The organism is Achromobacter sp., assembly GCF_050285565.1.
In the GTDB taxonomy this organism is placed as follows: Bacteria; Pseudomonadota; Gammaproteobacteria; order Burkholderiales; family Burkholderiaceae_B; genus Achromobacter.
Genome location: NZ_JBLZXG010000004.1, coordinates 526206 through 552812 on the forward strand (window position 1 = coordinate 526206; position 26607 = coordinate 552812).

The window sequence follows — 26607 nt, forward strand, 5'->3', positions numbered from 1 at the left end:
ATGAAAAAACCCGCCAGAAGGCGGGTTATGGGGTGCCGGCCGCGGCGCGAAGGGCCGTGGCCGGCTGGCCGGGTGGGGAAACCAGAGTTTCCCCGACCGTCCGTGGCTGGCTGTGAATTAACGCAGCAGCGACAGCACGGTTTGCGGCACTTGGTTGGCTTGCGCCAGAACCGAGGTGCCAGCCTGTTGCAGGATCTGGGCCTTCGACATGTTCGACACTTCCGTGGCGTAGTCGGCGTCCTGGATACGCGAACGGGCGTTGGACAGGTTGTTGACCACGTTGTTCAGGTTGGCGATGGTCGATTCCAGACGGTTCTGCACAGCGCCCAGTTCACCGGTCAGCTTGTCCAGCTTGGTGAAGGCGGCGTCCAGCGTCTTCAGCGGATCGGTCGTCAGCGTGCCCTTGCTGGTGGTGTCCGTGGTCAGCTTGCCCGAGCTGCTGACCTTGGCTTCGGCGTCAATCTTGGGGGCGTAGTCGCCCGTGCCGGTGCCGCTCTTGACGGTGGTCTTGCCCGTGTTGGGGTCGACCGAGTACGTCGTCGTGAAGTTCTTGGTGGTCGTGAACTCGCCCTTGTCATCGACGTAGGTGTTGCCCGAGACGCCGTTGGCCAAGGTGACCGTGGCGCTGGTGATGCCCGAACCCAGTTGGATCGACGAGGTGGCGGCACCCTTGACGTTTGCCAGCAGCGCATCGGAAGCGATGGTGTTGGTGAACTGCAGAGCACCCGAACCCGCGGCGGTGTTCGAGTACGTCTTGCCTTGGATCGAGACGGAGGACGTACCACCAGCGCCGGTGCCGGCGGCGGCAGCGGACAGCACCGTGTTCAGGGTGGCGGCGGTGGCGCTGGCGTTGTTGGTGGTCAGGTTGCCGTTGGCATCCAGGTAGGCAGCCTGGCCGCCGACGGTGACCTTGCCCGTCGCGTCGACTTCAAACGACGTCGTGGCCGAACCGGAGTTGGCGAACGTGCCGGTCACGGTGCCGGTGGCAGGACGCAGCTTGTTGGCCAGGGCGGTGATGCTGGCGGCATCGCTGGCCGACGTGTCGTTGAACGTGAAGTTCTTGTTGGTGGCGTCGTAGGTGTAGGCAGTGGTACCGACCGTCACCGTGTTGCCGTTCTGCAGCTTGGCGAACGTTTGTTCGGCGGTGGCCGAAGCGTGGTTCGTGGTGACGACCCAGTCGTTCGTGCCGGCGGTGTTGACGCCACCAGCGGCTTGCAGGTCGGACACGGTGGCCGAACGGTTCTGGGTCACGCCCGAGCCGTTGACGTTGAAGCCATCCAGACCCAGCGTCTTGACGCTGATTTCCGACAGGTTCAGGGTGATGGTTTCGCCGTCGTTGGCGCCGACTTGCAGCGTCAGGGGCTTGGCGTTGGAGGACAGAACCTTCACGCCGTTGAAGTCGGTTTGTTGCGAGATGCGGTCGATGTCGGACAGACGCTGGTTGATTTCGTCTTGCATCGAGTTCAGCTGCTCTTGCGAGTAGCTGCCGTTACCGGCTTGCACCGACAGTTCGCGAACGCGCTGCAGGTGGGTATTGATTTCGGAGGCGGCGCCTTCCGTCGTCTGGGCCAGCGAGATGCCGTCGTTGGCGTTGCGGGCGGCTTGGGTCAGACCCTTGACGTTCGCGGTGAAGCGGTTGGCAATGGCCATACCGGCGGCGTCATCCTTGGCGCTGTTGATGCGCAGGCCGGACGACAGACGCTCGATGGCGGTACCCAGGGCGGATTGCGACTTGTTCAGGTTGTTCTGAGCAACCAGCGACAAGTAGTTGGTGTTGATAACTGCAGCCATGTTTAGGCTCCCAAGAGAGAAAGGCTTCTTCAAACCGGGCAGCTGGGCCGCCCATCTTTGTAACGGGAAGAATTCGATTTCTTGCGTCGTCGAATTTCTCCGTTGCCAGGATTACGGCAGGCCAAAAACAATCTTTAGGAGTTTTTTTGAGTATTTGTTTTTTTTACGAACGTCCGGCGGCGCTGGTGGCTGCGCCAGGCCGCCGGGCCGGTCAGCGTAGCAGCAGCCCGGCGCGGCGCAGGCCGGCCAGCAGACCGTTGACGATTTCCTGCGCCACCGGATCGAGATTGCGGGCGCCCTTGTAAGAAGTGCCGTCAGGGTGCGGGAAGCGTCCGGCAGTCAGTGCGTCGCGCACCAGGATGCGCAGGTCGCTGAGGCTGCGCTGGCCGTCGATCTGGCTCATGAGGTAGCGGTGTAGCGGGGCAGTCGGCGGCGTGACGGGGTGATGCCAGGCATTGTGCATCCCGACCTGGCAATCCGCTTTGGTTACTTCTTGTAGCAATTGGGTTGTGCCAGGCAGCAATTGCGGCCGCGACTGCGGCGCTTCATACAGCGCGGGCTCGCGCCGGTAGTGCAGGGCGCCCGCCTGTAGCAGCGTGACCAGATGCCCGATCAGGGTTTGGGACAGGTTCTCCGCGGGGGTGTCGGGTGCGTGCTGGCGCACGCTGTCGAGCAGGGCGTCGAAGGCAAGTGATTGCGGCCAGGCCTGCAACAGCGCTTCCATCAGGGCGGCCATCGCCGGATCCTGGGTGGTGATGGCGGTATTGGCGGGGGTGCGGAACTGGCGCTGGCCCGCGGGTGCACCCGGCGCCGGCGCGAGGGGCGCGAGGTCGGCGGCAAAGTGCATGGCGGTCAGGGCCTCGCCTTCGGGCTGCTCGAGAATCTCGCCGGCCCGCTCGGCATGCACCAGCAGGCTCTTGCGGAACTGGCGGCCGACCGCGAAGTCCAGATACTGCTCGCGCATTTCGCGGTTGGCATTGACCGACAGGCCGTTCAGGCCCAGCGCCACGGCGCTGCCGTAAGTCGATGGAAACGTGTGCTGGGGTTCGGCGTCCGTGACGTAGGCCAGTCCGGCCTGCTGCGCGGCCGCCGCGAACTCCAGGAAATAGCAGGGCGTGTTGATGGCTTCCAGGTACTCGTGCAGCAGGTAGTGGTCAGTCTGGCCGCGCAGTTTCTGCGCCGCCGGCTGCAGCGCCGTGCGCAGCGGATTGTTCTGCCACAGGCCGCCTTCGATCAAGGTCAGCATGTCCTTGGCGCGAGCGATCTTCTCCTGCGGGGTCTCGGCGCCGAAGCTGTTGAGTATCATGGCGTCGCGGATCACGTCCGACGCCTTCCAGCCCGGATAGGTGTTGTAGCTGACGTAAGCGATGCCTTGCGGCGCCAGGTTCTCGCGGCAGATGCGCAGGATGGCGTCGCGCACCTCGGGCGGCACCCAGCTGAACACGCCATGGCAAATGATGTAGTCGAAGGTGCCGAACGCGGCCGTGATATCCGTCAGGCTCATGGCGCGCAGATCCAGGTTGCGCGCGCCGACCGCTTCGGCGACCTGCCGGCCCGCCTGGATCTGCTCGGGCGACAGATCGATGCCGACGACCTGGGCCGCCGGATGGGCCAGCGCAAAGGGCAGCAGATTGCCCCCCGCGGCGCAACCCAGTTCCAATACCCGGGCCTGCTCCAGCGCGGGCGCTTCCAGCCGGTAGAGATGGGCCACCGCGCGCAGGTGGCTGGGTGACGTGTAGGAAAACGGCAGGGAAATGTACGGGGTTTCGTCGTAGGCGTCGGATATGGCCTGCGTCAGGAGGTCGGGTGCGCTCATGGCGAAATTCCAGGGGTCGCGGCGCGCGGCTTGCCCCGCGCGCCTCATTGAGTCAGCTTGCTAGGCTAGCAAGGATGGCTCCTGGGCAATGGCGCGAATAACGTTGGGTTTTCCTGGAATTCCCCGCGCGATGGCGCGTGCCGTCGCGCGCACTTGCGCCGCCGCGGACCTGGCGGGCCGGCGCGGCGCGCCAGGCCTCAGATGATCTGCGCGATCTGCCCCTCCTGGGGCAGGTGCTGCCAGGCCTGCTCGCGCAGCTTGGCGCGGATGCGGGCGGTGGCCTGCGAGCGCAGTTGGCAGACGCGGGCCTCGGTCACGTTCATGATCGCGCCGATTTCCTTCAGGTTCAGGCCCTGTTCGTAGCACAGCGACAGCAGCAGCTTTTCGCGGTCGGGCAGGGTGTCGATGGCGTGGATTAGCGCCTGGCGGAAATCGCCGGCCAGCAGCGAATCCAGCGGATTGCCGCCGGCGGTGCCGTGATTGAGCGTCGCGGTCCAGTCGGACTGGCCCGACCCGGCATCGGGTTCGGTGGCGAAATCTTCGTAATGGACGATCTGCACGCCTTGGGCGTCATGTAACAGCGTCTGATACTCGGCCAGCGGCATTTCCATCTGCTGGGCGATCTCGGCCTCGGAGGGCGCGCGCATCAGGCGCTGCTCCAACTGCTGGATGGCCTGTTCGATCTTGCGCGCCTTGGCACGCACGCTGCGCGGCAGCCAGTCCTGGCCCCGCAGCTCGTCCAGCATGGCGCCGCGGATGCGGGTGGTGGCGTAAGTCTCGAACTGCGCGTCGGCGGTTTCCTGGTAGCGCCGCACGGCGTCGAGCAACCCGATCATGCCGGCCTGGATCAGGTCGTCGAGCTCGACGCTGGCCGGCAGCCGGGCGAGCAATTGCAGGGCCAGCTTCCGCACTAGCGGGGCATATTCGACCAAGCTGTCATCTGCGTGGGGCATTGCGGAAATGTCGGGCGGTGTCCATCGTGACGCATTGTCGGTTGTTGTCAATTTGCGACATTGTCGACAAACGCGCGGCTACGCTAAAGCTAGCAAGATTCTGAGATCGGCAAGGTGCCATTGTCGGCAAAAGACGGCATTTCATTCGCTAAAGCACGCAATGTTTTGAATGCTTATTTGCCAAATTGACGTACATTTGTCGCGGCCTTCTATGTCAAGGTGTATCCAAAGTCTCAAGTTGCGCAATATCAACAAAGATTTGTCATATAAGTCATAGAAAATGACATGACCTGTGGTAAATTTTACTTAAATTGCGAACAAATGATACATTTCGCATTAAAACAGGATGCAGCGGGCAGGGTGCAACAAATGTTGCTAAATGCTCTTGGTTATCAAGCCCCTCGGTGGGATAGGGAATAGGGAGTCGGGCGTGCAACAAGTCGAAAATTCTTTGCTGGCAGATATTCGCGAGGTGAATCTGTCATATCTACTTCTCGCCCAGCGCATGCTGCGCGATGACTATGCCGCATCGATGTTCCGCCTGGGTTTCAGCAACGAGGTTGCCGACATCCTGATGCGTCTTTCTCCGGCTCAGCTGGTGAAACTGGCCAGTTCCAGTTCGCTCCTGTGCCGTTTCCGTTTCGACGACTACAGTCTGTTGTCCGCCCTGACGCACGACGTGCTGGGTGGCGCGCTGCAGCAAGCGCACGCGACGATCCTGCTGGCCAAGCAACCTGTTGAAGAACTGGCCTGAGGGCCTGTCGACTCCCACTCGGACACGTGTAATGGCCACCAAGAGCGTTTCGCAGGAAGCGGATGACATCCTGCTTGCCAGCTCCATGATCACACTGGGCGCGCGGCTGCAGGTGTTGGAGGCTGAAACCAGCCTCAGCCACGACCGCCTGGCACGCCTGTACCGCGAAATCCGCGGCTGCTCGCCACCGAAGGGCATGCTGCCGTTTTCGGTCGACTGGTTCATGACCTGGCTGCCGAACATCCATTCCTCGCTTTTCTACAACGTGTATTCGTTCCTGAATGCGCGTACCAGCAGCAAGGGTATTCGCGCCATCATCGACGCGTACCGCCTGTATCTCGAAAACGCCGGCGTCGACAACGCCGAATCCACCGAACCCGTGCTGAGCTTCACCCGCGCCTGGATGCTGGTGCGGTTTTTCGACAGCGGCATGCTGCAGCTTTCCGCCTGCCGCCAGTGCGGCGGGCATTTCATCGCCCATGCGCATGATCCGCAGTCGGATTTTGTGTGTGCGATCTGCCGCCCGCCACCCCGCGCCGGCAAGACCCGCGCCGCCGCCAAGGCGCGCGCGGGCAGCCGCTGCGCGCCTGCCGTGGACGCCGCCCGTTCCTGAGCGGCGCGTCCAAATACATCAAAAGCCCTGGAAAACTCCCCGTAACCCGCCTTTTTGGGACGGGGGGAACAGGGGATCATTGACGCCGGTTTTAGACTTCGTTGGCAGGGGCCTGATGTGTTGATTGTTATCGGTTTTCTAGTGGTGATCGTGTCGGTCGTCGGCAGCTTCGTAGCGCTGGGCGGCCATCTGGGCGCGCTTTACCAGCCGTTCGAGCTGACGCTGATCTTCGGCGCGGCCTTCGGCGCGTTCCTGGCCGGCAACAGCAAGAAGTCGCTGATGCTCGTCAAGAAGGCACTGCCCGACACGCTGAAAAGCTCGCGCTATGGCAAAGACGTCTACATGGAGCTCATGGCGCTCCTGTACGTGCTGCTGAACAAGGCGCGCCGCGAAGGTCTGATGGCCATCGAATCGCACATCGAGGATCCGGCCTCCAGTCCGATCTTCAGCGAGTACCCGCGCATCGCCAAAGACGAAAAGCTCATGGAGTTCATCACGGACTACCTGCGCATCATGATCAGCGGCAACATGAGCTCGTTCGAGATCGAGACGCTCATGGACGAAGAAATCGAAACCTACCGTCACGAGCGCGAAGTCCCCGCCAGCATGATCCGGCAAATGGCCGACGGCCTGCCCGCGTTCGGTATCGTGGCCGCGGTGCTGGGCGTGATCAAGGCGCTGGCCGCCGTGGACCAGCCGCCCGCCATCCTCGGCGACCTGATCTCCAAGGCCATGGTCGGCACCTTTCTGGGTATCTTGCTGGCGTACGGTTTCGTCGGCCCGCTGGCCTCGCGCATCGAGCGCCGCACCGACGAGGCGATGAAGGTGCTGGAATGCATCAAAACCACGCTGCTGGCCAGCATGAACGGCTATCCGCCGCAGTTGGCGGTGGAATTCGGCCGCAAGGTGCTGTATTCGTCGGTGCGTCCGACCTTCGGTGAGCTGGAAGAGCACGTCCGGCAGGCCAAGTCCACCGCCAAGGCCTGACGGAGCGGGCCATGAGCACGGTAAACAACCACCGTGTGGTGATCCGCCGCAAGAAGGTCCACGGCGGCGGGCACCACGGCGGCAGCTGGAAGATCGCCTACGCCGACTTCATCACGGCGATGATGGCGTTCTTCCTGGTCATGTGGCTGATCAGCATCGTGCCACGCGAGGAATTGAAGGGCATCGCCGAGTACTTCCGCATGCCTCTGCGCGTGGCGCTCACCGGCGGTCCCAGCAGTTCGGCCGAGACCAGCGCGGTGCCGGGTGGCGGGCGTGATCCGCTGCGCAGCGATGGCGACGAACGCCGCGCCCAGGGCAACCGGGTCGAGGCCCAGCCCATGGCCGACGCCGAGCGGCGCGATCAGCATCGTCTGGAAAACCTCAAGAAGCGGCTCGAGAACGTCATCGAGAACAGCCCGGTGCTCAAGAGCTTCCGGCCCCAATTGCTGATCGACATGACCACCGAGGGCCTGCGGATCCAGATCATCGACAACCAGAACCGCCCCATGTTCGCCACCGGCCGCGCCGAGGTGCAGCCGTACATGCGCGACATCCTGCGGGAATTGGGGCCGGTTCTGAACGAGCTGCCCAACAAGGTCAGCATCTCGGGCCACACCGACGCATCGCAGTATGCGCGCGGCGAGCGGGCCTACAGCAACTGGGAACTATCGGCCGATCGTGCCAACGCCTCGCGCCAGGAACTGGTGGCCGGCGGCATGAACGAAAGCAAGGTCATGCGCATCCAGGGTCTGTCATCGAGCATGAGCCTGGTTAAAGATGATCCGTATGCGGCCGTTAATAGACGTATCAGCCTCGTGGTGCTCAACCAGAGCACCCAGCGGCGCATCGAAAACGAGAACGCCGCGGCTGCGGACGTCAGCGCCAAGGATGCCCGCGAGGTTGGGACGGCCGTGGAGGCGGTGAATGCCGCCGTCCAGGCCACGAAGGCAACTAAGCAAGGCGACGCGGCCGCAACGCCGCCCGCCGAAGGGGCTCGATAGCAATGGCGGCAACGATTCTGGTGGCGGACGATTCGGCGACGATGAGAATGATCGTCCAGGCGACGCTGACGGGCGCGGGATGGAAGGTATTGACGGCCGGCAACGGCCAGGAAGCGCTGGAGGTGGCCAAAAGCCATCCGGTGGACCTGGTGGTGAGCGACTGGAACATGCCCGTGATGGGTGGCCTGCAGTTGATCCAGGGCCTGCGCGAACAGGAGCAGTACCTGGACGTGCCGGTGCTGGTGCTGACCACCGAGGATGACGTGGACAGCAAGATGGCCGCGCGCGATCTGGGTGTGTGCGGCTGGCTGTCCAAGCCGGTCGATCCCGACGTGCTGGTGGAATTGGCGTCCGAACTGCTCAACGAGCAGTCCGGCGCGTAGGCAGGTTCATTTATGAAGGCGTACGGGTCATGAGTTCTGGTTTGGATCTCAGTCAGTTTTACGAGACCTTTTTCGACGAGGCGGACGAACTGCTCGCGCAAATGGAGCAGTTGCTGCTCGAGCTCGACGTGGGCGCGCCCGACATCGAGCAGCTCAATGCCATCTTTCGCGCGGCGCATTCCATCAAGGGGGGCGCGGCGACGTTCGGCTGTTTCAATCAGCTGGCGGGCACCACCCACTTGCTCGAAAACCTTCTGGACGCGATCCGTCGCGGCGAAATGGCGCTGCGCACGGACATGATTGATATTTTCTTGGAAACGAAAGACGTGCTCAAAAGCCAACTGGATGCCTACCGGGCCTCCGAAGAGCCCGATGAAGCCGTGTTTGAGCGTATCTGCGCGGTGTTGCGGCAGCTCGCCCTGGAGCACAAGGATCCCGGCGCCACCACCGCCGCGCCCGCGCCCGCTCCGGTGGCACAGGCCGCTCCTGCACCGGCTCCCGCTCCCGCGCCCGTGGTCGAGGCGGCGCCGGCGGCCGAGCCTGCCGCCGGCCTGCCGCTGCGCGTGCGCATCACCAAGGTGTCGGACAAGGACGCCGAATCGCTGCTCGAGGAAATGGGCAACCTCGGCCAGGTCAAGGCCAGTGAGCGCGCCAATGGCGTCCTGACCGTCTGGGTCGACAGCACCTGCACGCCGGACGACATCGAAGCCGTCTGCTGCTTCATCGTCGATGCCGACCAACTGAACATCGCCCGCGAGGCGGCGCCGGCCACGGCCGCCGCCGCCGCGCCGGCCCCTGTCGAAGCACCCGCGCCGGTCGCCGCGGCCCCTGCCGCCGCGCCGGCTCCCGCCGCCGCGCCCGCGGTGGCCGAGTCCGCCGCCGCCGCCGAGGCCATCTCGCAAGCGTCGCGCACCAGCCGCGCCGCCGCGCCGGCCCATGTTGACAAGGAATCCACCTCGATCCGCGTGGGGGTGGAGAAGGTCGACCAGGTCATCAATCTGGTGGGCGAACTGGTCATCACCCAGGCCATGCTGGCGCAGACCGCGTCGACACTGGATCCGGTGCTGCACGACCGCCTGCTCAACGGCATGGAACAGCTCGAGCGCAACGCGCGCGATCTGCAGGAAGCCGTCATGTCGATCCGCATGATGCCGATGGACTACGTCTTCAGCCGCTTCCCGCGTCTGGTGCGCGACATCGCCGGCAAGATGGGCAAGCAGATCGAACTGCAAACCTACGGCCGCGCCACCGAGCTCGACAAGAGCCTGATCGAACGCATCATCGACCCGCTGACGCACTTGGTGCGCAACAGCCTGGACCACGGCATCGAGACCCCCGAAAAGCGCATCGCCGCGGGCAAGGATCCGGTCGGCCAACTGGTGCTGTCGGCCCAGCACAACGGCGGCAACATCGTGATCGAGGTCAGCGACGACGGCGCCGGCCTGAACCGCGAGAAGATCCTCAAGAAGGCCATGGCCCAGGGTCTGCCGGTCAACGAGAATTCGCCCGACGACGAAATCTGGCAACTGATCTTCGCGCCGGGGTTCTCCACGGCCGAGAAAGTCACCGACATTTCCGGCCGCGGCGTCGGCATGGACGTGGTGCGCCGGAACATCCAGGACATGGGCGGCCACGTGCAACTGTCGTGCGAGCCGGGCAATGGCACCACCACGCGCATCGTGCTGCCGCTGACGCTGGCAATCCTGGACGGCATGTCGGTGCGGGTGGGCGAAGAAACCTTCATTCTGCCGCTGAACCACGTGACCGAGTCGCTGCAGCCAACCAACGACCAGATCTACTCGGTGGCGGGCAACGAGCGTGTCATGCACGTGCGCGGCGAGTACCTGCCGCTGGTGGAGATGCATCGGGTGTTCTCGGTCAGCGACGCGCAGACCGATCCGACGCAGGCCATCGCGGTCATCATGCAGGCCGAGGATCGCCGCTTCGCACTGTTGGTGGATCACCTGATCGGTCAACACCAGGTGGTGGTCAAGAATCTCGAGTCGAATTACCGCAAGGTCCCCGGCATCTCCGCCGCCACCATCCTGGGCGATGGCAGCGTGGCGTTGATCGTCGACGTATTTGCGCTTGCGCGCGCCAACCGTGAGCGTTGGTCGCAGCCCGAAGCCATTCTGAATTGATGGAGAAATAGCCCCATGGCAGCCAAACCGCAAGCGCAAGCCGCGCGCAATGAAGATGTCGGCAACGAGTTCCTGGTCTTCACGCTGGGCGATGAAGAATACGGCATCGACATCCTGAAGGTGCAGGAAATCCGCGGCTACGACGCCGATACGGTGACCCGCATCGCCAATGTCCCGCCGTTCATCAAGGGCGTGACCAACCTGCGCGGCATCATCGTGCCGATCGTCGACCTGCGCATCAAGTTCAACCTGGGCAGCGTCGAATACAACGAGCAGACCGTCGTCATTATCCTGAACCTCGACCGCCGCGTGGTCGGCATCGTGGTCGATGGCGTCTCGGACGTGCTGATGCTCAACGCCGGCCAGATCCGCCCGGCGCCGGAATTCGGCGCCACCCTGTCGACGGAGTACCTGACGGGCCTGGGCACGGTCGACGAACGCATGCTGATCCTGGTCGACATCGAAAAGATGATGACCAGTGATGAAATGGCCCTGGTGGAGAAGGTCGCTTCCTGATCGGAAGGGCTGGACCCGGATGCGCGACCGGCGGGGCAGGGCCCCGGCGGTGGCGACCTCCCAGGGAGATGGGCGCGCCATATTGTGGAATCGATATGGCGCTTTTCCTTAACGATTGCAGTCAGGAGTGGTGCTTGTGATGCGCAATTTTTTCGCGAACATGACGATACGCAGCAGCCTGTTGTGGGTGCTGGCGTTCTTTTCATTCATGTTGGTGATTGGAGCGGCGCTGGGCGTGCTGTCGTTGCGTATCAGCAACGCGACCCTGGCGGAAATCAAGCAATCGCAAGAACTGAACGATGCGCTTGGCCGCGTCGTCTCCAGCTATAAAGACACCCTGAACGGGCTGGGGCGCGCCGCTTCGGCCAATTATGCCGAAATCGTGCGCAATGTCGGCCAGCCGACGTTGCTGACGCAGGGACTGTCGGGCGAGGCCACCGGCCTGCTCGAACGCGCCAAGGCGGCGCAGAACAAGGGGCAGGCCGAGTACGAGTATTTCAAGACGCTGCCGCGGCCGGCCGAAGCGGCCGAATCGCTCAAGGAAGTCGAGGCATCCTACGGCGCGCTGATCCAGCAGGGGGTGTTGCCGCTGACCGCCGCGCTCGAGAAGGCCGACATGCCGGCCTACCAGACGCAGGTGCAGAAGGTGCAGGACGCGCTGGAAGGGCGCTTCGCCCGCGCCGTCGAAGGGTTCGATTTCTGGCGCGCCAGCAAGATGCTGGACGCCTTCGACGTGGCCCAGGTGCGCTATCAGTTCGTGCTGATGGCGGTGTCGGCCGGTGGCGTGATGGCCGCGTTGCTGGTGTTCGCCACTTATGTGTTCCTGCGCCGTCGCGTGCTGCAGCCGCTCAAGGACGCGGGCCACCACTTCGACCGCATCGCCGGTGGCGACCTGACCGCCCGGGTCGAGGTCCGCAACACCAATGAGATCGGCCAACTGTTCGCCGCCCTCAAGCGCATGCAGGAAAGCCTGACGCGCACGGTGGCCACGGTGCGTCGCGGCGTCGACGAGATCAATACCGGGTCGCATGAGATCGCGGCCGGCAACACCGACCTGTCCAGCCGCACCGAACAGCAGGCCGCGTCGCTGGAAGAGACCGCCGCCTCGATGGAAGAACTGGCTTCGACCGTCAAGCAGAACGCCGACAACGCGCGCCAGGCCAACCAGCTGGCGGCCAGCGCCTCGGACGTGGCCGAGCGTGGCGGTTCGGCGGTGGCCGAGGTGGTCAACACGATGCATGGCATTTCGGCCAGCTCGCGCAAGATCTCGGAAATCGTGTCGGTGATCGACGGCATCGCGTTCCAGACCAACATCCTGGCGCTGAACGCGGCGGTGGAAGCGGCGCGCGCGGGCGAGCAGGGCAAGGGTTTCGCGGTGGTGGCTGGCGAGGTGCGCTCGCTGGCGCAGCGCAGCGCGCAGGCGGCCAAGGAGATCAAGGGCCTGATCGAGGACTCGGTGAGCAAGGTTGGCGCGGGTTCGCAGCAGGTGGAGCGGGCGGGCGCGACGATGCAGGAGATCGTGGCGTCGGTCAAGCGGGTGACGGACATCATGGGCGAGATCTCGGCGGCCTCGGAAGAGCAGTCCAGCGGCATCGACCAGGTCAACCGCGCGGTGTCGCAGATGGACGAGGTGACGCAGCAGAACGCGGCGCTGGTCGAGGAAGCGGCGGCCGCGGCCGGTTCGCTGCAGGAACAGGCGCAGCGCCTGGCCGAAGCGGTGGCGGTGTTCAAGATCAATGCCGGCGAAGTGATCGAGGTGCCGGCGCAACGCCTGTCCTCGGGCCGACCTTCGGCGGCCGACGACACACGACTGCAAGCGCCTGATGCGCTTGCACTTGGACATTGAGGGCGCGAGTGGCAACAGCGGCAAACATGGCGCCGTCCATTCCGGTGGACCGCCAATTCGATTTCAGGGACGCGGACTTCACTCGCGTCCGCAAGATGATCCATGCGCGCGCCGGCATTTCGCTCGGCGCGCACAAGCGTGAAATGGTCTACAGCCGCTTGGCGCGGCGCCTGCGGGCACTGGGCCGGCAGGATTTCGGCAGTTACCTGGACCAGCTCGAGAACGAGCCGGACTCGGCCGAATGGGAGGATTTCGTCAACGCCCTGACGACCAACCTGACGGCGTTCTTCCGCGAGTCGCACCATTTTCCGATCCTGGCGGACTTCGCCCAGAAGCGGGGCGGTCCGGTGTCGGTATGGTGCTGTGCGGCGTCCACCGGCGAAGAGCCTTACTCCATCGCCATCACCCTGGCCGAGGCCCTGGGGCCGCGCGCCAGCGCCTGCACCGTGCTGGCGACCGACATCGACACCAATGTGCTGAACCGGGCGCGCACGGCGGTCTATCCGGCCGAGCGCGTGGCCAAGATGGAGGAAAGCCGGCTCAAGCGCTTCTTCCTTAAAGGACGCGGCGCCAATGCCGGGCAGGTCAGGGTGCGCCCCGAGATCGCCGACATGGTGCGGTATGAAACGTTGAACCTGCTGGCGCCGTCATGGCCGATCAGCGAAAAGTTCGACGTGATCTTCTGCCGCAACGTCATGATTTATTTCGACAAGCCGACCCAGGCGAAGATCCTCGAGCGGTTCGTGCCGCTGCTCAAACCGGGTGGCCTGCTGTTTGCGGGCCATTCCGAGAACTTCACCTACATCAGTCGGGATTTCCGTCTGCGCGGGCAGACAGTCTACGAATGCGCAGGTAAGGCCTAGGCGCGTCCTCGCGGCGCGTCCCGGGTCAGACTGAGGCGGTAAACAATGCAGAAAATCAGAGTCTTATGTGTGGATGATTCCGCGCTCGTGCGCGGACTGATGACCGAGATCATCAACAGCCAGCCGGATATGGAAGTGGTTGCGACCGCGCCCGATCCACTGGTGGCGCGCGAGCTGATCAAGAAACACAATCCCGATGTGTTGACGCTGGACGTGGAAATGCCCCGCATGGACGGGCTGGATTTCCTCGAAAAGCTGATGCGCCTGCGGCCGATGCCGGTGGTGATGGTGTCGTCGCTGACCGAGCGCGGCGGCGAAATCACGCTGCGCGCCCTGGAACTGGGCGCCATCGACTTCGTCACCAAGCCCAAGCTGGGCATCCGCGACGGCTTGCTGGAATACACCGAAATCATCGCCGACAAGATCCGCGCCGCCGCGCGCGCCAAGCTGCGCGCGCCCAGCCCGCACGCACCGGCGGCGGCGGCGGCGCCGATGCTGCGTCGGCCCTTGTCGAGCTCGGAGAAGCTGGTGATCGTGGGCGCGTCCACCGGCGGCACGGAGGCCATCCGCGAGGTGCTGCAGCCCCTGCCGCCGGACAGTCCGGCGATCCTGATCACCCAGCACATGCCGGCCGGCTTCACGCGCTCGTTCGCGCAGCGCCTGGACGCGCTGTGCGCGGTGACGGTGCGCGAGGCCGTGCATGGCGAGCGCGTGCTGCCGGGTCACGTGTACCTGGCGCCGGGCGGCGAAATGCACATGCGCCTGGGGCGCAGCGGCGCCAACTACGTGATCGAGCTGGAGGCCAGCGAGCCGGTCAATCGCCACCGCCCGTCGGTGGACGTGCTGTTCAATTCCGCCGCGGTGGCGGCGGGCAAGAACGCGATCGGCGTCATCCTGACCGGGATGGGCAAGGATGGGGCGGCCGGCATGCTGGCGATGCACCGCGCCGGCGCCCATACCATCGCGCAGGATGAAGCCAGTTGCGTGGTCTTCGGCATGCCCCGGGAGGCCATTGCAATCGGTGCGGCTGACGAAGTGGTGCCGCTGTCGGCAATGAGTGAGCGCATTCTGACTCGCCTGGGCGACCGGGGACACCGCGTTTGACGCGGATGTCGTCCCGATCGATCTCAAGCAAATTTCTTCTGGAGTAAAAGATGGTAGACAAGGGCATCAAGATTCTGGTGGTGGATGACTTCCCCACCATGCGGCGGATTATCCGCAACTTGCTCAAAGAGCTGGGTTTCGAGAACGTGGATGAGGCCGAAGACGGCGCGATCGGGCTGGAGAAGCTGCGCAACGGCGGCTTCCAGTTCGTCGTCTCCGACTGGAACATGCCCAACCTGGACGGCCTGGAAATGCTCAAGCAGATCCGCGCCGATGCCAGCCTGGCTTCGCTGCCGGTGCTGATGGTGACGGCCGAGGCCAAGAAGGAAAACATCGTCGCGGCGGCCCAGGCCGGCGCCAACGGTTACGTGGTCAAGCCTTTCACCGCGGCGACGCTGGAAGAGAAGCTGGTCAAGATCTTCGAGAAAATTGGCGGCTGAGGTGTGCAATGAGCACGACGCAGAATGTTGACTCGACGGAATCCCCGGATCTGATTCACCGCATCGCCTCGCTGACCCGCATGCTGCGCGACAGCATGCGCGAGCTGGGCCTGGACCAGGCGATCAAGGACGCGGCCAATGCCATCCCCGATGCCCGTGACCGCCTGCGCTACGTGGCGCAGATGACCGAGCAGGCCGCCAACCGCGTGCTGAACGCCACCGAGGCCGCCGGCCCGATCCAGGATAGCCTGTCGCGTTCGGCTCAGGCCCTGGATGGCCGCTGGCAGCAATGGTACGACCAGCCGCTGGAATTGCCCGAGGCGCGTGAACTGGTCAAGGACACCCGCGCGTTCCTGCAAGACGTGCCCAAGCAGACGCAGCAGACCCAGTCCAAGCTGATGGAAATCATCATGGCGCAGGACTTCCAGGATCTGACCGGCCAGGTCATCATGCGCATGATGGACGTGGTCGGCGCGATCGAGCGCGAGCTGCTGCAGGTGCTGCTGGACAACGTGCCGCAGGAGCGCCGCGACGAAGCCAACAGCCTGCTCAACGGCCCGCAGGTGAGCCCGCAGGGCAAAGCCGATGTGGTCACCAGCCAGGATCAGGTCGACGACCTGCTCGCCAGCCTGGGCTTTTGACCCGGCATGGTCGTATTCCCTAAGGGTGCGAAGCCGCACCCTTGGGTAGACTGCACAACAATAAGAATCGGGGCCAGCAGCGGACAGGGCGCGCCACGCGCCCAGGCAACGGATGCCCATAGAAGGCGATCCGGGCCGCAAAAGGAGGTGCCATCTTGGCCAGATCCGTATTCCGATTCGGGGGCATCTGGGGTTTGTTGCGCCGGCTCAATCGTGGCCGCGCCACGCTGTCCGAACGCCCGCTTTCCCTCAGCCCGGCCGCCTGGCCGCTATACCGTTTCCTGGCTGGCATCCGCAGCCGCATCGCCACGGTGCGGCAGTCCAGCATCGAGATTGCGCTGAACACCGCCCGCACCCAGTTCCAGGCCGGCCGCTGCGCGCAATTGGCGCAGGAGCAGGCGCGCGCGGCCGAGGCGCTGGCGGCCAGCGGCGCGCAGATCGCGGCGCTGTCGGCATCCACGTCGACCCATGCGCGCGAGATCGCCGCCGTCTCGGGCCAGAACCTGCGGGCGGCCGACCAGGCCCTGGCCGAGCTGTCCGAGGTCAAGGAGCGGGTTGACCGCATGACCCGCGAGATGGCGGCCTTCACCGACGTGGTGGAGCAGCTGACCGATCGCGCGCGTTCGGTCGGCGATATCAGCAAGTTGATCAAGGACATCGCCCTGCAGACCCAGCTGCTGGCGTTGAACGCGGGGGTCGAGGCGGCCCGCGCCGGCGAGGCCGGACGCGGCTTCGCGGTGGTCGCCAGCGAGGTCGGCCGTCTGGCCGAGCGCGTCAATGCCGCCACCAGCGACATCGGCCGCCACACCGGCGAGATGCTGGCGCTGGTTGATTCGACCCAGCGCCAGACCGGCACGCTGCGCGAAGACGTCGATGCCTGCGGCGCGGTGCTGGACAAGACCCGCCAGGACTTCCAGCATTTCGTGCGCGATTTCGACAGCATGAACCGCCAGGTGGGCGAAGTGGTGCAGGCCATCGGCGAGGTCGATGCCACCAACCATGGCATGAGCGAGGACGTCAGCCGCATCGCGGCGCTCAGCGCGGACGTGCGCGAGCGGGTGGCCAGCATGTCGGGCGAGATCGACCGCATCCGGCGCCAGACCGAGAGCGTGCAGGAAGTGTTGTCGGACATGCGCACCGGCAATACCGCGTTCGACCGCCTCTCCGAAACGCTGGAAGCCTTCCGGGGGGCTGCGGCGCGATTGCTCGGGCATGCCCGCGAGCGGGGGCTGGACGTGTTCGATCGCCATTACCAGCGCATCGCGGGCAGCGCGCCGCCGCGCTACCACACCGTCTATGACCGCGCCATCGACGAGGCCCTGACGCGCCTGCTGGACAGCGTGCTGGAGGCGGTGCCCGGCGGCAGCTACGCGCTGTTGGTGGACGCGCGCGGCTATGCGCCGGCGCACAACAGCCGCTACTCGCATCCGCCCAGCGGCGATCCGGCCCAGGACATTGCGCGCGTGCGGCACAAGCGGATTTTCGATGACCCGGTCGGAGCGCGCCTGGCCGCGAACACGGAAACCTTGCTGTTTCAAACCTATTCCCGCGACACGGGCGAGATCGTCAACGACATCTCGCTGCCGCTGTTTCTGGAGGGTGAGCACTGGGGCGCGGTGCGCATCGGGCTGGATTACGTCCGCTTTCAGGCCGTCCTCGACGGCGCCGGCCCGGGCCGCCAACCGGTCGCCGCGGCCGGTTGAGCCCGGCCGCCGGCCTGTGTCGGCGGGCAGGGGAGCCGGTTCGCGGCCGCCGGCGCCGCGCCGCATCCGCGCGCATCCGGGAATAGCGCCGCTTTCCCCCCGTTTCTTGGCTTATCGCCCGGGAGTCAGGCCTCCTAGAATCTCGGCGGGCAGCTCGTAATCCGAAAATCCGCGAGCCGCAACGACACCGCAGAGCATGGCCGAAGAAAGCGACCTCGAGAAATCCGAAGCCGCCTCTCCCAGGCGCCTGGAAAAGGCGCGCGAGGAGGGGCAGATCGCGCGTTCCCGAGAGCTGGGGACGTTCATGATGCTGGCCACCGGCGTCGCGGCGATCTGGGCGGGCGGCGGCGTAATTTATAAGGGACTGAACGGTGTGCTGCGCAACGGGCTGGCGTTCGACCAGCGCGTGGTGGCCGACCCCGGGGTGATGGTCGAGCAGGCCGTCAACGGCTTCGGCCAGGCCCTGATGGTGATCCTGCCGATCTTCGGCCTGCTGGCGGTGATCGCGGTGCTGTCCAGCGTGCTGCTGGGAGGCATCGTCATCTCGGGCAAGCCGCTGTCGCCGAATTTCTCCAAGCTGAGCCTGTTCGCCGGACTCAAGCGGATGTTCTCCGCGCAGACGGTGGTGGAACTGATCAAGGCGCTGGCCAAGGCCATGCTGGTGGGCGGCGTGGCGGTGTGGATCATCTGGCGCTACCACGACGACATGCTCGGCCTGATGCACGTGGCGCCGGCCGCCGCCCTGACCAAGGCGCTGAGCCTGGTGGCGATGTGCTGCGCCTTCATCGTCGCGTCGCTGCTGGTGATCGTGATGTTGGACGTGCCCTGGCAGATCTGGAGCCACCTGAAGAAGCTGCGCATGTCCAAGGAAGACGTGCGCCAGGAACACAAGGAAAGCGAAGGCGACCCGCACACCAAGGCCCGCATCCGCCAGCAGCAGCGCCAGGCGGCGCGCCGCCGCATGATGTCCGAGGTGCCCAAGGCGGACGTGGTCGTGACCAACCCGACCCACTATGCCGTGGCGCTGAAGTACGAGGAAGACAAGAACGGCGCGCCGCGCGTGCTGGCCAAGGGCACCGGGCTGGTGGCCGCCAAGATCCGCGAACTGGCCGCCGAGCATCGCATCCCCACATTGGAAGCGCCGCCGCTGGCGCGCGCTTTGTATCAACACGTCGAGCTGGGGCATGAAATCCCGGCCGAGCTATATACCGCTGTCGCGGAAGTGCTGGCGTGGGTATTCCAGTTGCGCTCGTGGCGCTCGGGATGGGGGGCCGAACCGACGGCGCCGACGTCCCTGGCCGTGCCGGCCGCGCTGGACCCGCAGGCCAAAACCGCAGCACAAGGAGCTTAAGGAATGAGCGCTCTGCTCACCATGTTGAAAAGCAACGGAGCCACGCACGCGCGGCTTCTGGCCGGCCCCATCCTGATCGTGATGGTGCTGGGCATGATGGTGCTGCCGCTGCCCACGTTCCTGCTGGATCTGCTGTTCACCTTCAACATCGCGCTGTCGGTGATGATCCTGCTGGTGGCCATGTTCACGCGCAAGCCGCTGGATTTCGCCGCGTTCCCGGCCGTGCTGCTGTTCGCCACGCTGCTGCGCCTGTCGTTGAACGTTGCCTCGACCCGGGTGGTGCTGCTGCACGGCCACACCGGTCCGGACGCGGCGGGCAAGGTGATCGAGGCCTTCGGCCACTTCCTGGTGGGCGGCAACTTCGCCGTCGGCATCATCGTCTTCATCATCCTGACCATCATCAACTTCATCGTCATCACCAAGGGTGCGGGCCGCATCGCCGAAGTCGGCGCGCGCTTCACCCTGGACGCGATGCCCGGCAAGCAGATGGCCATCGACGCCGACCTGAACGCCGGCCTGATCGGCGAGGACGAGGCCCGCAAGCGCCGCGCCGAGGTCTCGCAGGAATCCGACTTCTTCGGCTCGATGGACGGTGCCAGCAAGTTCGTGCGCGGCGACGCCATCGCCGGGCTGCTGATCATGGCCATCAACATCATCGGCGGCCTGATCGTGGGCGTGGCCCAGCACGACATGTCGATGAGCGACTCGGCCCGCGTCTACACGCTGCTGACCATCGGCGACGGCCTGGTGGCGCAGATCCCGGCGCTGGTGATCTCGACCGCCGCCGGCGTGGTGGTGTCGCGCGTGTCGACCGACCAGGACATCGGCCAGCAGATCATCAGCCAGTTGTTCTCCAACCCCAGCGTGATGTTCCTGACGGCCGGCATCATCGGCATCATGGGCCTGATCCCCAACATGCCGCACATCGCCTTCCTGACCCTGGCCGGCGCGTTGGCCTGGGGCGGCTGGGCCATGCACAAGCGTCACAAGGCGGCCGCCGTCGCGGCGGCCGAGGCGCCGCAGCAGGCGGTGACGCAGGCTCAGGCCGCCGCGGCCGAGGCCAGTTGGGACGACGTCTCGATGGTGGATCAGCTCGGGCTGGAGGTCGGCTACCGCCTGATTCCGCTGGTCGACCACGCCCAGAACGGCGAACTGCTGCACCGCATCCGCAGCCTGCGCAAGAAATTCGCCCAGGACGTCGGCTTTCTGCCGCCGGTGGTGCACATCCGCGACAACCTGGAACTCAAGCCCAACGACTACCGCATCCTGTTGTCGGGCGTCGAGATCGGCCACGGCGTGGCCATGCCGGGCCAGTGGCTGGCGATCGATCCGGGCGGCGTGACCATGCAGATCAAGGGCACGCCCACCACCGACCCGGCCTTCGGCCTGCCGGCGCTGTGGATCGACGGCAGCCTGCGCGACCAGGCCCAGGTGGTCGGTTACACGGTGGTGGACGCCGGCACGGTGGTGGCGACGCACCTGAATCACCTGATGCACCGGCACGGATCCAACCTGCTGGGCCGCCAGGAAGTGCAGCAACTGCTGGACCGCATCGGCCGCGACGCACCCAAGCTGGTCGAGGATCTGGTGCCCAAGACGCTATCGCTCACGGCGCTGCAGAAGGTGCTGCAAGGCCTGCTGGCCGAGGAAGTGCCGATCCGCGACATGCGCACCATCATCGATACGTTGTCCGAGCACGGTCCGCGCCTGGCGGCGCTGGCGGCCGGCACCGGCGGCCAACCCGATATCAACGAGCTGATCGCGCTGACGCGCCGTTCGCTCGGCCGCGCCATCACCCAGCAGTGGTTCCCGGGCGAGGGCGAGTTGCGCGTGATCGGGCTGGACGTCAAGCTTGAGCGCGTGCTGTCGCAGGCGCTGACCACCAGTGGCGGCCTGGAGCCGGGGCTGGCCGACACCTTGCTGCGCGAAACCCAGGCGGCGGTCGAGCGCCAGGAGTCGCAAGGCAACGCGCCGGTGTTGCTGGTGTCGCCGGTGCTGCGCGCGCCGCTGTCGCGCTTCCTGCGCCACCATCTGCCGCAGCTGGGCGTGTTGTCGAATACGGAAATTCCGGATGAGCGCATGGTTCGCGTGACCGCGCTCATCGGCGGAGGTAATGGTCAATGAAAATAAGCCGTTTCTTTGGCGCCAACAGCCGCGAGGTCATGCGCCAGGTGCGCCAGGTGCTCGGTCCCGACGCGTTGATCGTGTCGAATCGCAGCGTGGATGGCGGCATCGAGGTGCTGGCCACGGTCGATGGCGCGTTTGACGACGCCCCCGGGCAGGCGCAGGACCACGCGCCGCGCGCCTACGCCGACGGCCACGCGCCGGCGGCCCGCGCGCCGCAGATGCCGCCCGCGCCGTACGCTCACGCCGCGCCCGCCGGTATGAGCCAGCCGCCGGGCTACGGCGCGCCCGCCGCAGTGCCTCCGGCCCAGGTGCCGCCGCCTGCCTACGCGGTGCCGTCGCGTTCCATCGCCGCCTATCAATCCGCTTATGCGACGCCGGCCGTGCCGGAGCACGAGGTGCTGGCCGAGCCCGTCGCGCGCCAGGCGCCGCCGGTGACGCCGCCCGCGCCGGCGGCGATGCCCGCGCCCGCCGTGGCCGCCGCGCCCGTGCGCATGGAAATGCCGGCTTTGCCGCCGGCGCGTGAACTGCCGCCGGCCGCGCCGGCGATGGCGCGCACGCCCGATGCGCCGCTGCGTAATGGCCCGGCGATGCCGCCGGCCGCGTTGCCTGGCGACGCCGCGGCGGGGTTGCAGGATGCCATCAGCGCCTTGCGCGGCGCGCTCGAAAGCCGCATGGACGGCCTGCTGTGGGGCGGCCGCCAGGGGCCGGGCCGCGAACCGACGGGCGCCGCCTTGTTCCGCAGCCTGCTGGATGCGGGCTTCAGCACCAAGCTGGTGCGCACGTTGGTCGAGCGCATGCCGCAGGGCATGAACGCCGAGGCGGCCCTGGCCTGGGCGCGCAATGAACTCGTCACGCACCTGCCGGTGCTGGGTTCGGAAGATGAATTCCTGGGCGGCGGTGTGTATGCGCTGGTGGGCCCGACCGGCGTCGGCAAGACCACCACCCTGGCCAAGCTGGCGGCGCGCTGCGTCGCGCGCGAGGGCCGCGAGCAGGTGGCCATGCTGACCACCGACAATTTCCGGATCGGCGCGCTCGAACAGCTGCAGATCTACGGCCGCCTCATGGGCGTGCCGGCGCACTCGGTGCGCGATGCCGGCGAGTTGCGCCGCATTCTGGCCGAGCTGGGCAACCGCAAGATCGTGCTGATCGACACCACCGGCATCAGCCAGCGCGACCGTCAGGTGGCCGAACAGGCCGCGATGCTCTGCAACGCCGGCAAGCCCGTGCGCCGGCTGCTGGTGCTCAATGCCGCCAGCCAGGGCGACACGCTCGATGAAGTGGCGCACGCCTACCGCAACGGCGTCGGCGAGGACGTGGCCGGCTGCATCATCACCAAGCTCGACGAGGCCTCGCGCCTGGGCGCGGCGCTGGATACGGCCATCCGCCACCGCCTGCCGATCCATTATTCGTCGGTCGGTCAGAAGGTGCCGGAGCATCTGGAACTGGCGCGCGCCGATGCCTTGATCGATCGCGCCTTCGACATGGTGGAGCGTGCCCGCGCCCTGTATGCCCCCAGCGAGGCCGATATGGCGTCGCTGTGGTCGACGCCGCGCGAAACCGAAACCGTCGATCCCGTCCGTCGCCGCCAATTGCTGGCCTCGGCGATTCTGCGTCCGCAAGGCGGCGCGGGCTCGATCGAGGCGGCGCAGAATCTGGATGACACCCTGGGCTGGCTCGACACCGATCCTGCCTGCGTGCAGGCCCGCGACGCGTGGCGCGAATACGTCAGCGACGGCGCCGGGTCGAGCCTGGCGGCCCTGGGCGAGACGCCGCTGGCGATGGTGCGGCGCGAATTTTCCACCGCCTGCAGTCGTCATTTGCTGGCCATGCACGGCAAGACCAGCATGAAGGGCGACGGCCTGCCCGGCGGCACGCTGCTCAGCGCGGTGCTGATGAGCGACCGCGGCGCGGCGCTGGCGGCGCCGGCGCAGCAACTGGTGTTGCCGCATGGCATGCTGTCGTCGTTCGCGCCAGCCGCCGCGGCGCAGCCGGATACGGCCCTGGCGCTCGAAGCCCGGGTGCGTTGGCTCGGCGAGCAACTGGCTCGCTTGCCGCTGGTGCACATGCTGGAAGCCGGCACGTCGGCGTTGTGGCAGAGCCTGAGCGAGCAGGACATATCGTGGGTGGCGCGCAGCCCGGGCGGCATGCGCGTGATCCAGGACGAATGCCCGACCAACCTGAACGCGGTCGGCAAGAGCGTGGGCTATCTGCCGGTCGGCCAACCCGGTGACATGCCCGGCTTGCGCGCGGTGCCGGGTACCCGGCCGGCGCCGCTGGCGCTGTGGGCCTCCGGTACCGAAGTCGGCCTGCCCGGCCGTGGCGACGCCGCGCGCTTGCGGCTGGTGTGCGCGCGCCTGATCGACACGGCCAGCGGCCAGGTCGCGGGCCAGTTGTTCGGGCTGACCAACCTGAGCGCGACGCAAGCCGATGCCGCCACGGTGGCGCGCTGGCTGGTGCTGCAGGACGAGGCGCGCGCCGGTTTTCGCTATATGGCGAATGCCTGGCAGGCGCTGCCCGCGGTCGATGGCGCGCACACGCTGGCGCGCCAATCGCTCATGGCCGGCCAACTGGGCGCGGCTTGCTGGCAACTGGCCCACGCGTCCGCGGCCGATGGCGTGCGGGCGACGCTGGCCGGCGTGGTCAGTCCGGAACGGAAGCTGTCGGGGCGCCTGCTGCCGGTGGCGCTGCTCAAGATGTTCGCCATGCTGGAGATGGCCGGCGGGGTCTAACCCGCGCCATACCTGGTGCATGCCTGCCAAAACAAACAGCCCGCTGCGTGCGGGCTGTTTGTTTTGGTGGAGCAGGGCGCGGGCCGCCGGCTAGCCGGCGACGATGGGTTTGCGGCCCGGCGCGCTGCGGGCGCCGCGACCCTGGGCGTCGTAGGTGGAGGTGCCACCCAGGCCGCCGATCTGGCGCAGGGCGTCCAGCGACTGCTGGGTATAGCGCAGGTGCACGTCGATCAGGGCGCCGTTGCGCACGTTGATTTCGTTGGCCGAGGCCGATTTGGCCAGCAGCGTCTGCCAGACGCCGGACAGTTGCGGATGCAGCACGGCCGCCTGCTCGGTGCCGGCGTGGCCGGCCGGCAGGCCGATCTCGGCCAGCAGGGCGTCGCGGGTGTTGCTCAGCTCGACCAACTGCTGGGCGACGTTGCCCTTGCGCTCGGTGATGTCGTGCAGCGCGTCGACGTTGCCCGGCCCGACCAACACCTTGGTTTCTTCTTCGAGGATCGAAGAGAATTCGGCGATCAGGGCATCTTCCTGCTTCAGGCAGGCTTGCAGGGACTCGACAGGGCTCATGGTCATGCTCGGGCTGGCGGACGGGTCGGAAGGGTGCAAAAACGGCGCTTTACAACGGCGCCTTACAACGAGGCTTTACTTCAGCAGGTCGCGGGCGCTGGCGATCAGGCCATCGGCGATACGGCTGGTGTCGATCTTGAGCTGGCCCGAGGCGATGGCGGCCCGGATGGCGGCGACACGTTCGACGTTGATGTCGTTCGAGCCGTCCTGCAGGGCGAGCATTTTGCGCGAGGCCGAGCTCAGCGCGACTTGCGAGCTGCTGGCGCCGCTGCTGCCGCCGGCGCCGTAGGCCTGGGCGACCGCGGATTCGGCGCGAGGGCTGACGGCGTCGGGCGAGATGGGCCGGTTGGTGGTCGAATTGACTTTCAAGGTTTTCTCCGCGGGGCGTCCTGGGTCGGTTTGCGACGGGTCCGCCTACTTATGCCTCTGTAACGACAGGGCCGGAAGGAACTTTAGGGTATACGGGCCATTGCCGCAACGCGATATGTAACATTGCCTAAAGTTGTATTTCGACCAGCCCGGCGTTGCGCACCACGCCGCTGACCACCTGGCCGCTGGCGGTGCGGACCTGCACGGTGGCGCCGGGCGCCGCGTTGTCCAGGGCCTGGCCCTCGCTGCTGACCACGAAGCCGTTGCCGCGGGCGTTGATGCGCACGTTCGAGCCGCGCACCACCGACTGGGCGTTGCGCAGCGCCGCGCCCTTGACCGGCTGGCCGGCGTTGATACGGTAGGCCGCCGTCATGCCGATCACGGTCTCGGGGCGCGTGATGACGCCGGGCGGCAGGGCGACCAGGTCGCCGTCGCGCGGCGCCAGGTCGGCCGGCGTGAGGGCCTGGCCGGCCGCGATCATGCGGGACGCGACGTAATAGTGGCCCGGCACGCTGACAGTGGCCTGCACGTAGGTGGTCCAGGCCTTGGGCGCGTTGCAACGCACGCCGACCGTCATCCGCGAACGCAGCTTCATGCCCGACGGCATAAATGGGGACATTGCGTCGCAGGGCGCCAGCCGTTCGACCCGGGGCGGGTCGATCGCCACCGAGGGCTGGCCGGGCAGGGCGGCCAATTGTTCCAGCAAATACGCCTGCGCGGCGATGACGATCGCCTCGGGCGCCTGGGCCGGGGCGTCCTGCGCCCGGGCCGCGATGGCGGGGGCCAGCAGCAGGGCGGCCAGCCAGGCCGTGCGCGCGCGGAGGGTTGCGGGGAATTTCATGATGTCTGAATTGTAGAAGCCCGTGCCTTCAGGCAATACGTGAATTGGATGAGAAATGATGGGTTATTTGGTTGATTGTGTTGTGCCGCCGAACCCTATGATGCCGTCATCCAATGGGATAGCGGTGTGTCCGCCGTCCCGGGTTTCATCCGTATTGAAGGCGATCCGATGTTAGACCGGCTTAATGAAGATTTCCGCTTCTTCCAGCAGTCCCTGTCGCTGCGCGCGCAGCGCCAGGAAGTGCTGTCCTCCAACATCGCCAACGCCGATACGCCCAATTACAAGGCGCGCGACTTCGACTTCAAGGCGGCGATGCAGAACGCGATGGAAGGCTCCATGCGCTTGCCCGACACCTCGCTGAGCCTGACCTCGGCGCGCCACATCCCGGCCAAGGCCGTGTCCGAAGGGCCGATCCAGATGCTGTACCGCCTGCCATACCAGCCCAGCCTGGACGGCAACACGGTCGACATGGACATCGAGCGCGTGCAGTTCGCCGACAACACGCTGCATTACCAGAGCACGATGCAACTGCTGACGGGCCGGATCCGCACCATGATGGCCGCCATCCAGGATTGATTTTCAAAGGGAACCGCAGGCAATGTCCTTGTTGAGCATTTTCGATATCGCCGGTTCGGCGCTGAGCGCGCAGTCGCAGCGCATGAACGTGGCGGCCAGCAACATGGCCAACGCCGACAGCGTGGTCGGCCCCGATGGCCAGCCGTACCGGGCCCGCCAGGTAGTGTTCCAGGTCAACCCGCCGGCCGGCCAGGCCCAGGGCCGCGAGATCGGCGGCGTGCGGGTGGCGGGCGTGGTGGTGGACCAGTCGCCCCTCAAGCAGGTCTACGACCCCAAGCATCCGCTGGCCGACGCCCAGGGCTACGTCAGCATGCCCAACGTCGATCCGATCGCCGAGACCGTCAACATGATCGCGGCGTCGCGTTCGTACCAGGCCAACGTCGAGGTGCTGAACACCGCCAAGAGCCTGATGCAGAAGACCCTCACCATCGGCCAATCCTGATCCTCCTGATTCCGCGCGCCGCGCCGCCCGCGCGGAAGTTTTTGAAGAAGTGA

General features: G+C 66.1%; 24 protein-coding genes. 18 read left to right on the forward strand and 6 right to left on the reverse strand.

What is annotated here, in order from left to right; translation table 11 throughout:
- Positions 1-117 precede the first annotated feature (117 nt).
- From ACN6O8_RS11135 to ACN6O8_RS11145, 3 genes are all read right to left on the reverse strand, one after another.
- On the reverse strand, positions 118-1791 hold the full coding sequence (locus tag ACN6O8_RS11135) for a flagellin (RefSeq protein WP_427991108.1): 1674 nt from the start codon (positions 1789-1791) through the stop codon (positions 118-120).
- A gap of 211 nt (positions 1792-2002) precedes the next feature.
- Positions 2003-3607 carry a methyltransferase regulatory domain-containing protein gene (locus ACN6O8_RS11140; protein WP_427991109.1) on the reverse strand — a complete coding sequence of 535 codons (1605 nt, stop codon included), beginning with the start codon at positions 3605-3607 and terminating at the stop codon, positions 2003-2005.
- A 197-nt stretch (positions 3608-3804) separates the two neighbouring features.
- Positions 3805-4560, reverse strand: a complete 756-nt coding sequence (locus tag ACN6O8_RS11145; RefSeq protein ID WP_427991110.1) for an RNA polymerase sigma factor FliA — start codon at positions 4558-4560, stop codon at positions 3805-3807.
- A 430-nt stretch (positions 4561-4990) separates the two neighbouring features.
- On the opposite strand from ACN6O8_RS11145, the gene flhD reads away from it, so the two are divergent.
- From flhD to flhF, 16 genes are all read left to right on the forward strand, one after another.
- Positions 4991-5314 (forward strand): flagellar transcriptional regulator FlhD, encoded by a 324-nt coding sequence (gene flhD, locus ACN6O8_RS11150; protein WP_006219025.1) that lies wholly within the window; start codon positions 4991-4993, stop codon positions 5312-5314.
- A gap of 31 nt (positions 5315-5345) precedes the next feature.
- On the forward strand, positions 5346-5927 hold the full coding sequence (flhC, locus tag ACN6O8_RS11155) for a flagellar transcriptional regulator FlhC (RefSeq protein WP_427991111.1): 582 nt from the start codon (positions 5346-5348) through the stop codon (positions 5925-5927).
- A gap of 117 nt (positions 5928-6044) precedes the next feature.
- On the forward strand, positions 6045-6914 hold the full coding sequence (gene motA / locus ACN6O8_RS11160) for a flagellar motor stator protein MotA (RefSeq protein WP_427991112.1): 870 nt from the start codon (positions 6045-6047) through the stop codon (positions 6912-6914).
- A gap of 11 nt (positions 6915-6925) precedes the next feature.
- Positions 6926-7915, forward strand: coding sequence for a flagellar motor protein MotB (gene motB / locus ACN6O8_RS11165; RefSeq protein ID WP_427991113.1), 990 nt, complete (start codon positions 6926-6928; stop codon positions 7913-7915).
- Between the two features lie 2 nt (positions 7916-7917).
- Positions 7918-8298 carry a response regulator gene (locus ACN6O8_RS11170; protein WP_427991114.1) on the forward strand — a complete coding sequence of 127 codons (381 nt, stop codon included), beginning with the start codon at positions 7918-7920 and terminating at the stop codon, positions 8296-8298.
- A 29-nt stretch (positions 8299-8327) separates the two neighbouring features.
- Positions 8328-10439, forward strand: coding sequence for a chemotaxis protein CheA (gene cheA / locus ACN6O8_RS11175; RefSeq protein WP_427991115.1), 2112 nt, complete (start codon positions 8328-8330; stop codon positions 10437-10439).
- Between the two features lie 15 nt (positions 10440-10454).
- Entirely contained in the window at positions 10455-10955 is a 501-nt protein-coding gene (gene cheW / locus ACN6O8_RS11180) for a chemotaxis protein CheW (RefSeq protein WP_006387513.1), read from the forward strand.
- A gap of 139 nt (positions 10956-11094) precedes the next feature.
- Complete coding sequence (locus tag ACN6O8_RS11185) at positions 11095-12801, forward strand: methyl-accepting chemotaxis protein (RefSeq protein ID WP_427991116.1); 1707 nt, start codon at positions 11095-11097, stop codon at positions 12799-12801.
- 26 nt (positions 12802-12827) lie between these two features.
- Positions 12828-13664: a CheR family methyltransferase gene (locus ACN6O8_RS11190; RefSeq protein ID WP_427991117.1), complete on the forward strand. Its 837-nt coding sequence runs from the start codon at positions 12828-12830 to the stop codon at positions 13662-13664.
- 45 nt (positions 13665-13709) lie between these two features.
- On the forward strand, positions 13710-14768 hold the full coding sequence (locus tag ACN6O8_RS11195; protein ID WP_427991118.1) for a protein-glutamate methylesterase/protein-glutamine glutaminase: 1059 nt from the start codon (positions 13710-13712) through the stop codon (positions 14766-14768).
- 50 nt (positions 14769-14818) lie between these two features.
- Entirely contained in the window at positions 14819-15208 is a 390-nt protein-coding gene (gene cheY, locus ACN6O8_RS11200) for a chemotaxis response regulator CheY (RefSeq protein WP_006387517.1), read from the forward strand.
- A gap of 8 nt (positions 15209-15216) precedes the next feature.
- Positions 15217-15849, forward strand: coding sequence for a protein phosphatase CheZ (gene cheZ / locus ACN6O8_RS11205; protein ID WP_427991119.1), 633 nt, complete (start codon positions 15217-15219; stop codon positions 15847-15849).
- 155 nt (positions 15850-16004) lie between these two features.
- Positions 16005-17552, forward strand: a complete 1548-nt coding sequence (locus ACN6O8_RS11210; RefSeq protein WP_427991120.1) for a methyl-accepting chemotaxis protein — start codon at positions 16005-16007, stop codon at positions 17550-17552.
- Between the two features lie 196 nt (positions 17553-17748).
- The gene (flhB, locus tag ACN6O8_RS11215) at positions 17749-18903 is read left to right on the forward strand and encodes a flagellar biosynthesis protein FlhB (RefSeq protein WP_427991121.1); all 1155 of its coding nucleotides are present in this window, start codon (positions 17749-17751) and stop codon (positions 18901-18903) included.
- 3 nt (positions 18904-18906) lie between these two features.
- Positions 18907-21027: a flagellar biosynthesis protein FlhA gene (gene flhA, locus ACN6O8_RS11220; protein ID WP_427991122.1), complete on the forward strand. Its 2121-nt coding sequence runs from the start codon at positions 18907-18909 to the stop codon at positions 21025-21027.
- Complete coding sequence (gene flhF, locus ACN6O8_RS11225) at positions 21024-23759, forward strand: flagellar biosynthesis protein FlhF (protein WP_427991123.1); 2736 nt, start codon at positions 21024-21026, stop codon at positions 23757-23759. The genes flhA and flhF overlap by 4 nt, the downstream gene beginning before the upstream one ends.
- Before the next feature lie 90 nt (positions 23760-23849).
- On the opposite strand, the gene ACN6O8_RS11230 is transcribed toward flhF, so the two are convergent.
- From ACN6O8_RS11230 to flgA, 3 genes are all read right to left on the reverse strand, one after another.
- Positions 23850-24326, reverse strand: coding sequence for a flagella synthesis protein FlgN (locus ACN6O8_RS11230; protein ID WP_427991124.1), 477 nt, complete (start codon positions 24324-24326; stop codon positions 23850-23852).
- Positions 24327-24401: 75 nt separating this feature from the next.
- Positions 24402-24695 carry a flagellar biosynthesis anti-sigma factor FlgM gene (gene flgM / locus ACN6O8_RS11235; RefSeq protein WP_427991125.1) on the reverse strand — a complete coding sequence of 98 codons (294 nt, stop codon included), beginning with the start codon at positions 24693-24695 and terminating at the stop codon, positions 24402-24404.
- Positions 24696-24822: 127 nt separating this feature from the next.
- Complete coding sequence (flgA, locus tag ACN6O8_RS11240) at positions 24823-25536, reverse strand: flagellar basal body P-ring formation chaperone FlgA (protein ID WP_427991126.1); 714 nt, start codon at positions 25534-25536, stop codon at positions 24823-24825.
- 168 nt (positions 25537-25704) lie between these two features.
- Here flgA and flgB point away from each other — a divergent pair, with 168 nt between their 5' ends.
- Together flgB and flgC are read left to right on the forward strand one after the other, a co-directional pair.
- On the forward strand, positions 25705-26112 hold the full coding sequence (flgB, locus tag ACN6O8_RS11245; protein WP_427991127.1) for a flagellar basal body rod protein FlgB: 408 nt from the start codon (positions 25705-25707) through the stop codon (positions 26110-26112).
- Positions 26113-26134: 22 nt separating this feature from the next.
- Positions 26135-26554: a flagellar basal body rod protein FlgC gene (flgC, locus tag ACN6O8_RS11250; protein WP_427991128.1), complete on the forward strand. Its 420-nt coding sequence runs from the start codon at positions 26135-26137 to the stop codon at positions 26552-26554.
- Positions 26555-26607: the final 53 nt, after the last annotated feature.

Coding starts and splice junctions, on each gene's coding strand:
- ACN6O8_RS11135 (WP_427991108.1), bottom strand. CDS start 1,791: ATGGCTGCAGTTATCAACACCAACTACTTGTCGCTGGTTGCTCAGAAC.
- ACN6O8_RS11140 (WP_427991109.1), bottom strand. CDS start 3,607: ATGAGCGCACCCGACCTCCTGACGCAGGCCATATCCGACGCCTACGAC.
- ACN6O8_RS11145 (WP_427991110.1), bottom strand. CDS start 4,560: ATGCCCCACGCAGATGACAGCTTGGTCGAATATGCCCCGCTAGTGCGG.
- flhC (WP_427991111.1), top strand. CDS start 5,346: ATGGCCACCAAGAGCGTTTCGCAGGAAGCGGATGACATCCTGCTTGCC.
- motB (WP_427991113.1), top strand. CDS start 6,926: ATGAGCACGGTAAACAACCACCGTGTGGTGATCCGCCGCAAGAAGGTC.
- ACN6O8_RS11170 (WP_427991114.1), top strand. CDS start 7,918: ATGGCGGCAACGATTCTGGTGGCGGACGATTCGGCGACGATGAGAATG.
- cheA (WP_427991115.1), top strand. CDS start 8,328: ATGAGTTCTGGTTTGGATCTCAGTCAGTTTTACGAGACCTTTTTCGAC.
- cheW (WP_006387513.1), top strand. CDS start 10,455: ATGGCAGCCAAACCGCAAGCGCAAGCCGCGCGCAATGAAGATGTCGGC.
- ACN6O8_RS11185 (WP_427991116.1), top strand. CDS start 11,095: ATGCGCAATTTTTTCGCGAACATGACGATACGCAGCAGCCTGTTGTGG.
- ACN6O8_RS11190 (WP_427991117.1), top strand. CDS start 12,828: ATGGCGCCGTCCATTCCGGTGGACCGCCAATTCGATTTCAGGGACGCG.
- ACN6O8_RS11195 (WP_427991118.1), top strand. CDS start 13,710: ATGCAGAAAATCAGAGTCTTATGTGTGGATGATTCCGCGCTCGTGCGC.
- cheY (WP_006387517.1), top strand. CDS start 14,819: ATGGTAGACAAGGGCATCAAGATTCTGGTGGTGGATGACTTCCCCACC.
- cheZ (WP_427991119.1), top strand. CDS start 15,217: ATGAGCACGACGCAGAATGTTGACTCGACGGAATCCCCGGATCTGATT.
- flhB (WP_427991121.1), top strand. CDS start 17,749: ATGGCCGAAGAAAGCGACCTCGAGAAATCCGAAGCCGCCTCTCCCAGG.
- flhA (WP_427991122.1), top strand. CDS start 18,907: ATGAGCGCTCTGCTCACCATGTTGAAAAGCAACGGAGCCACGCACGCG.
- flhF (WP_427991123.1), top strand. CDS start 21,024: ATGAAAATAAGCCGTTTCTTTGGCGCCAACAGCCGCGAGGTCATGCGC.
- ACN6O8_RS11230 (WP_427991124.1), bottom strand. CDS start 24,326: ATGAGCCCTGTCGAGTCCCTGCAAGCCTGCCTGAAGCAGGAAGATGCC.
- flgA (WP_427991126.1), bottom strand. CDS start 25,536: ATGAAATTCCCCGCAACCCTCCGCGCGCGCACGGCCTGGCTGGCCGCC.
- flgB (WP_427991127.1), top strand. CDS start 25,705: ATGTTAGACCGGCTTAATGAAGATTTCCGCTTCTTCCAGCAGTCCCTG.
- flgC (WP_427991128.1), top strand. CDS start 26,135: ATGTCCTTGTTGAGCATTTTCGATATCGCCGGTTCGGCGCTGAGCGCG.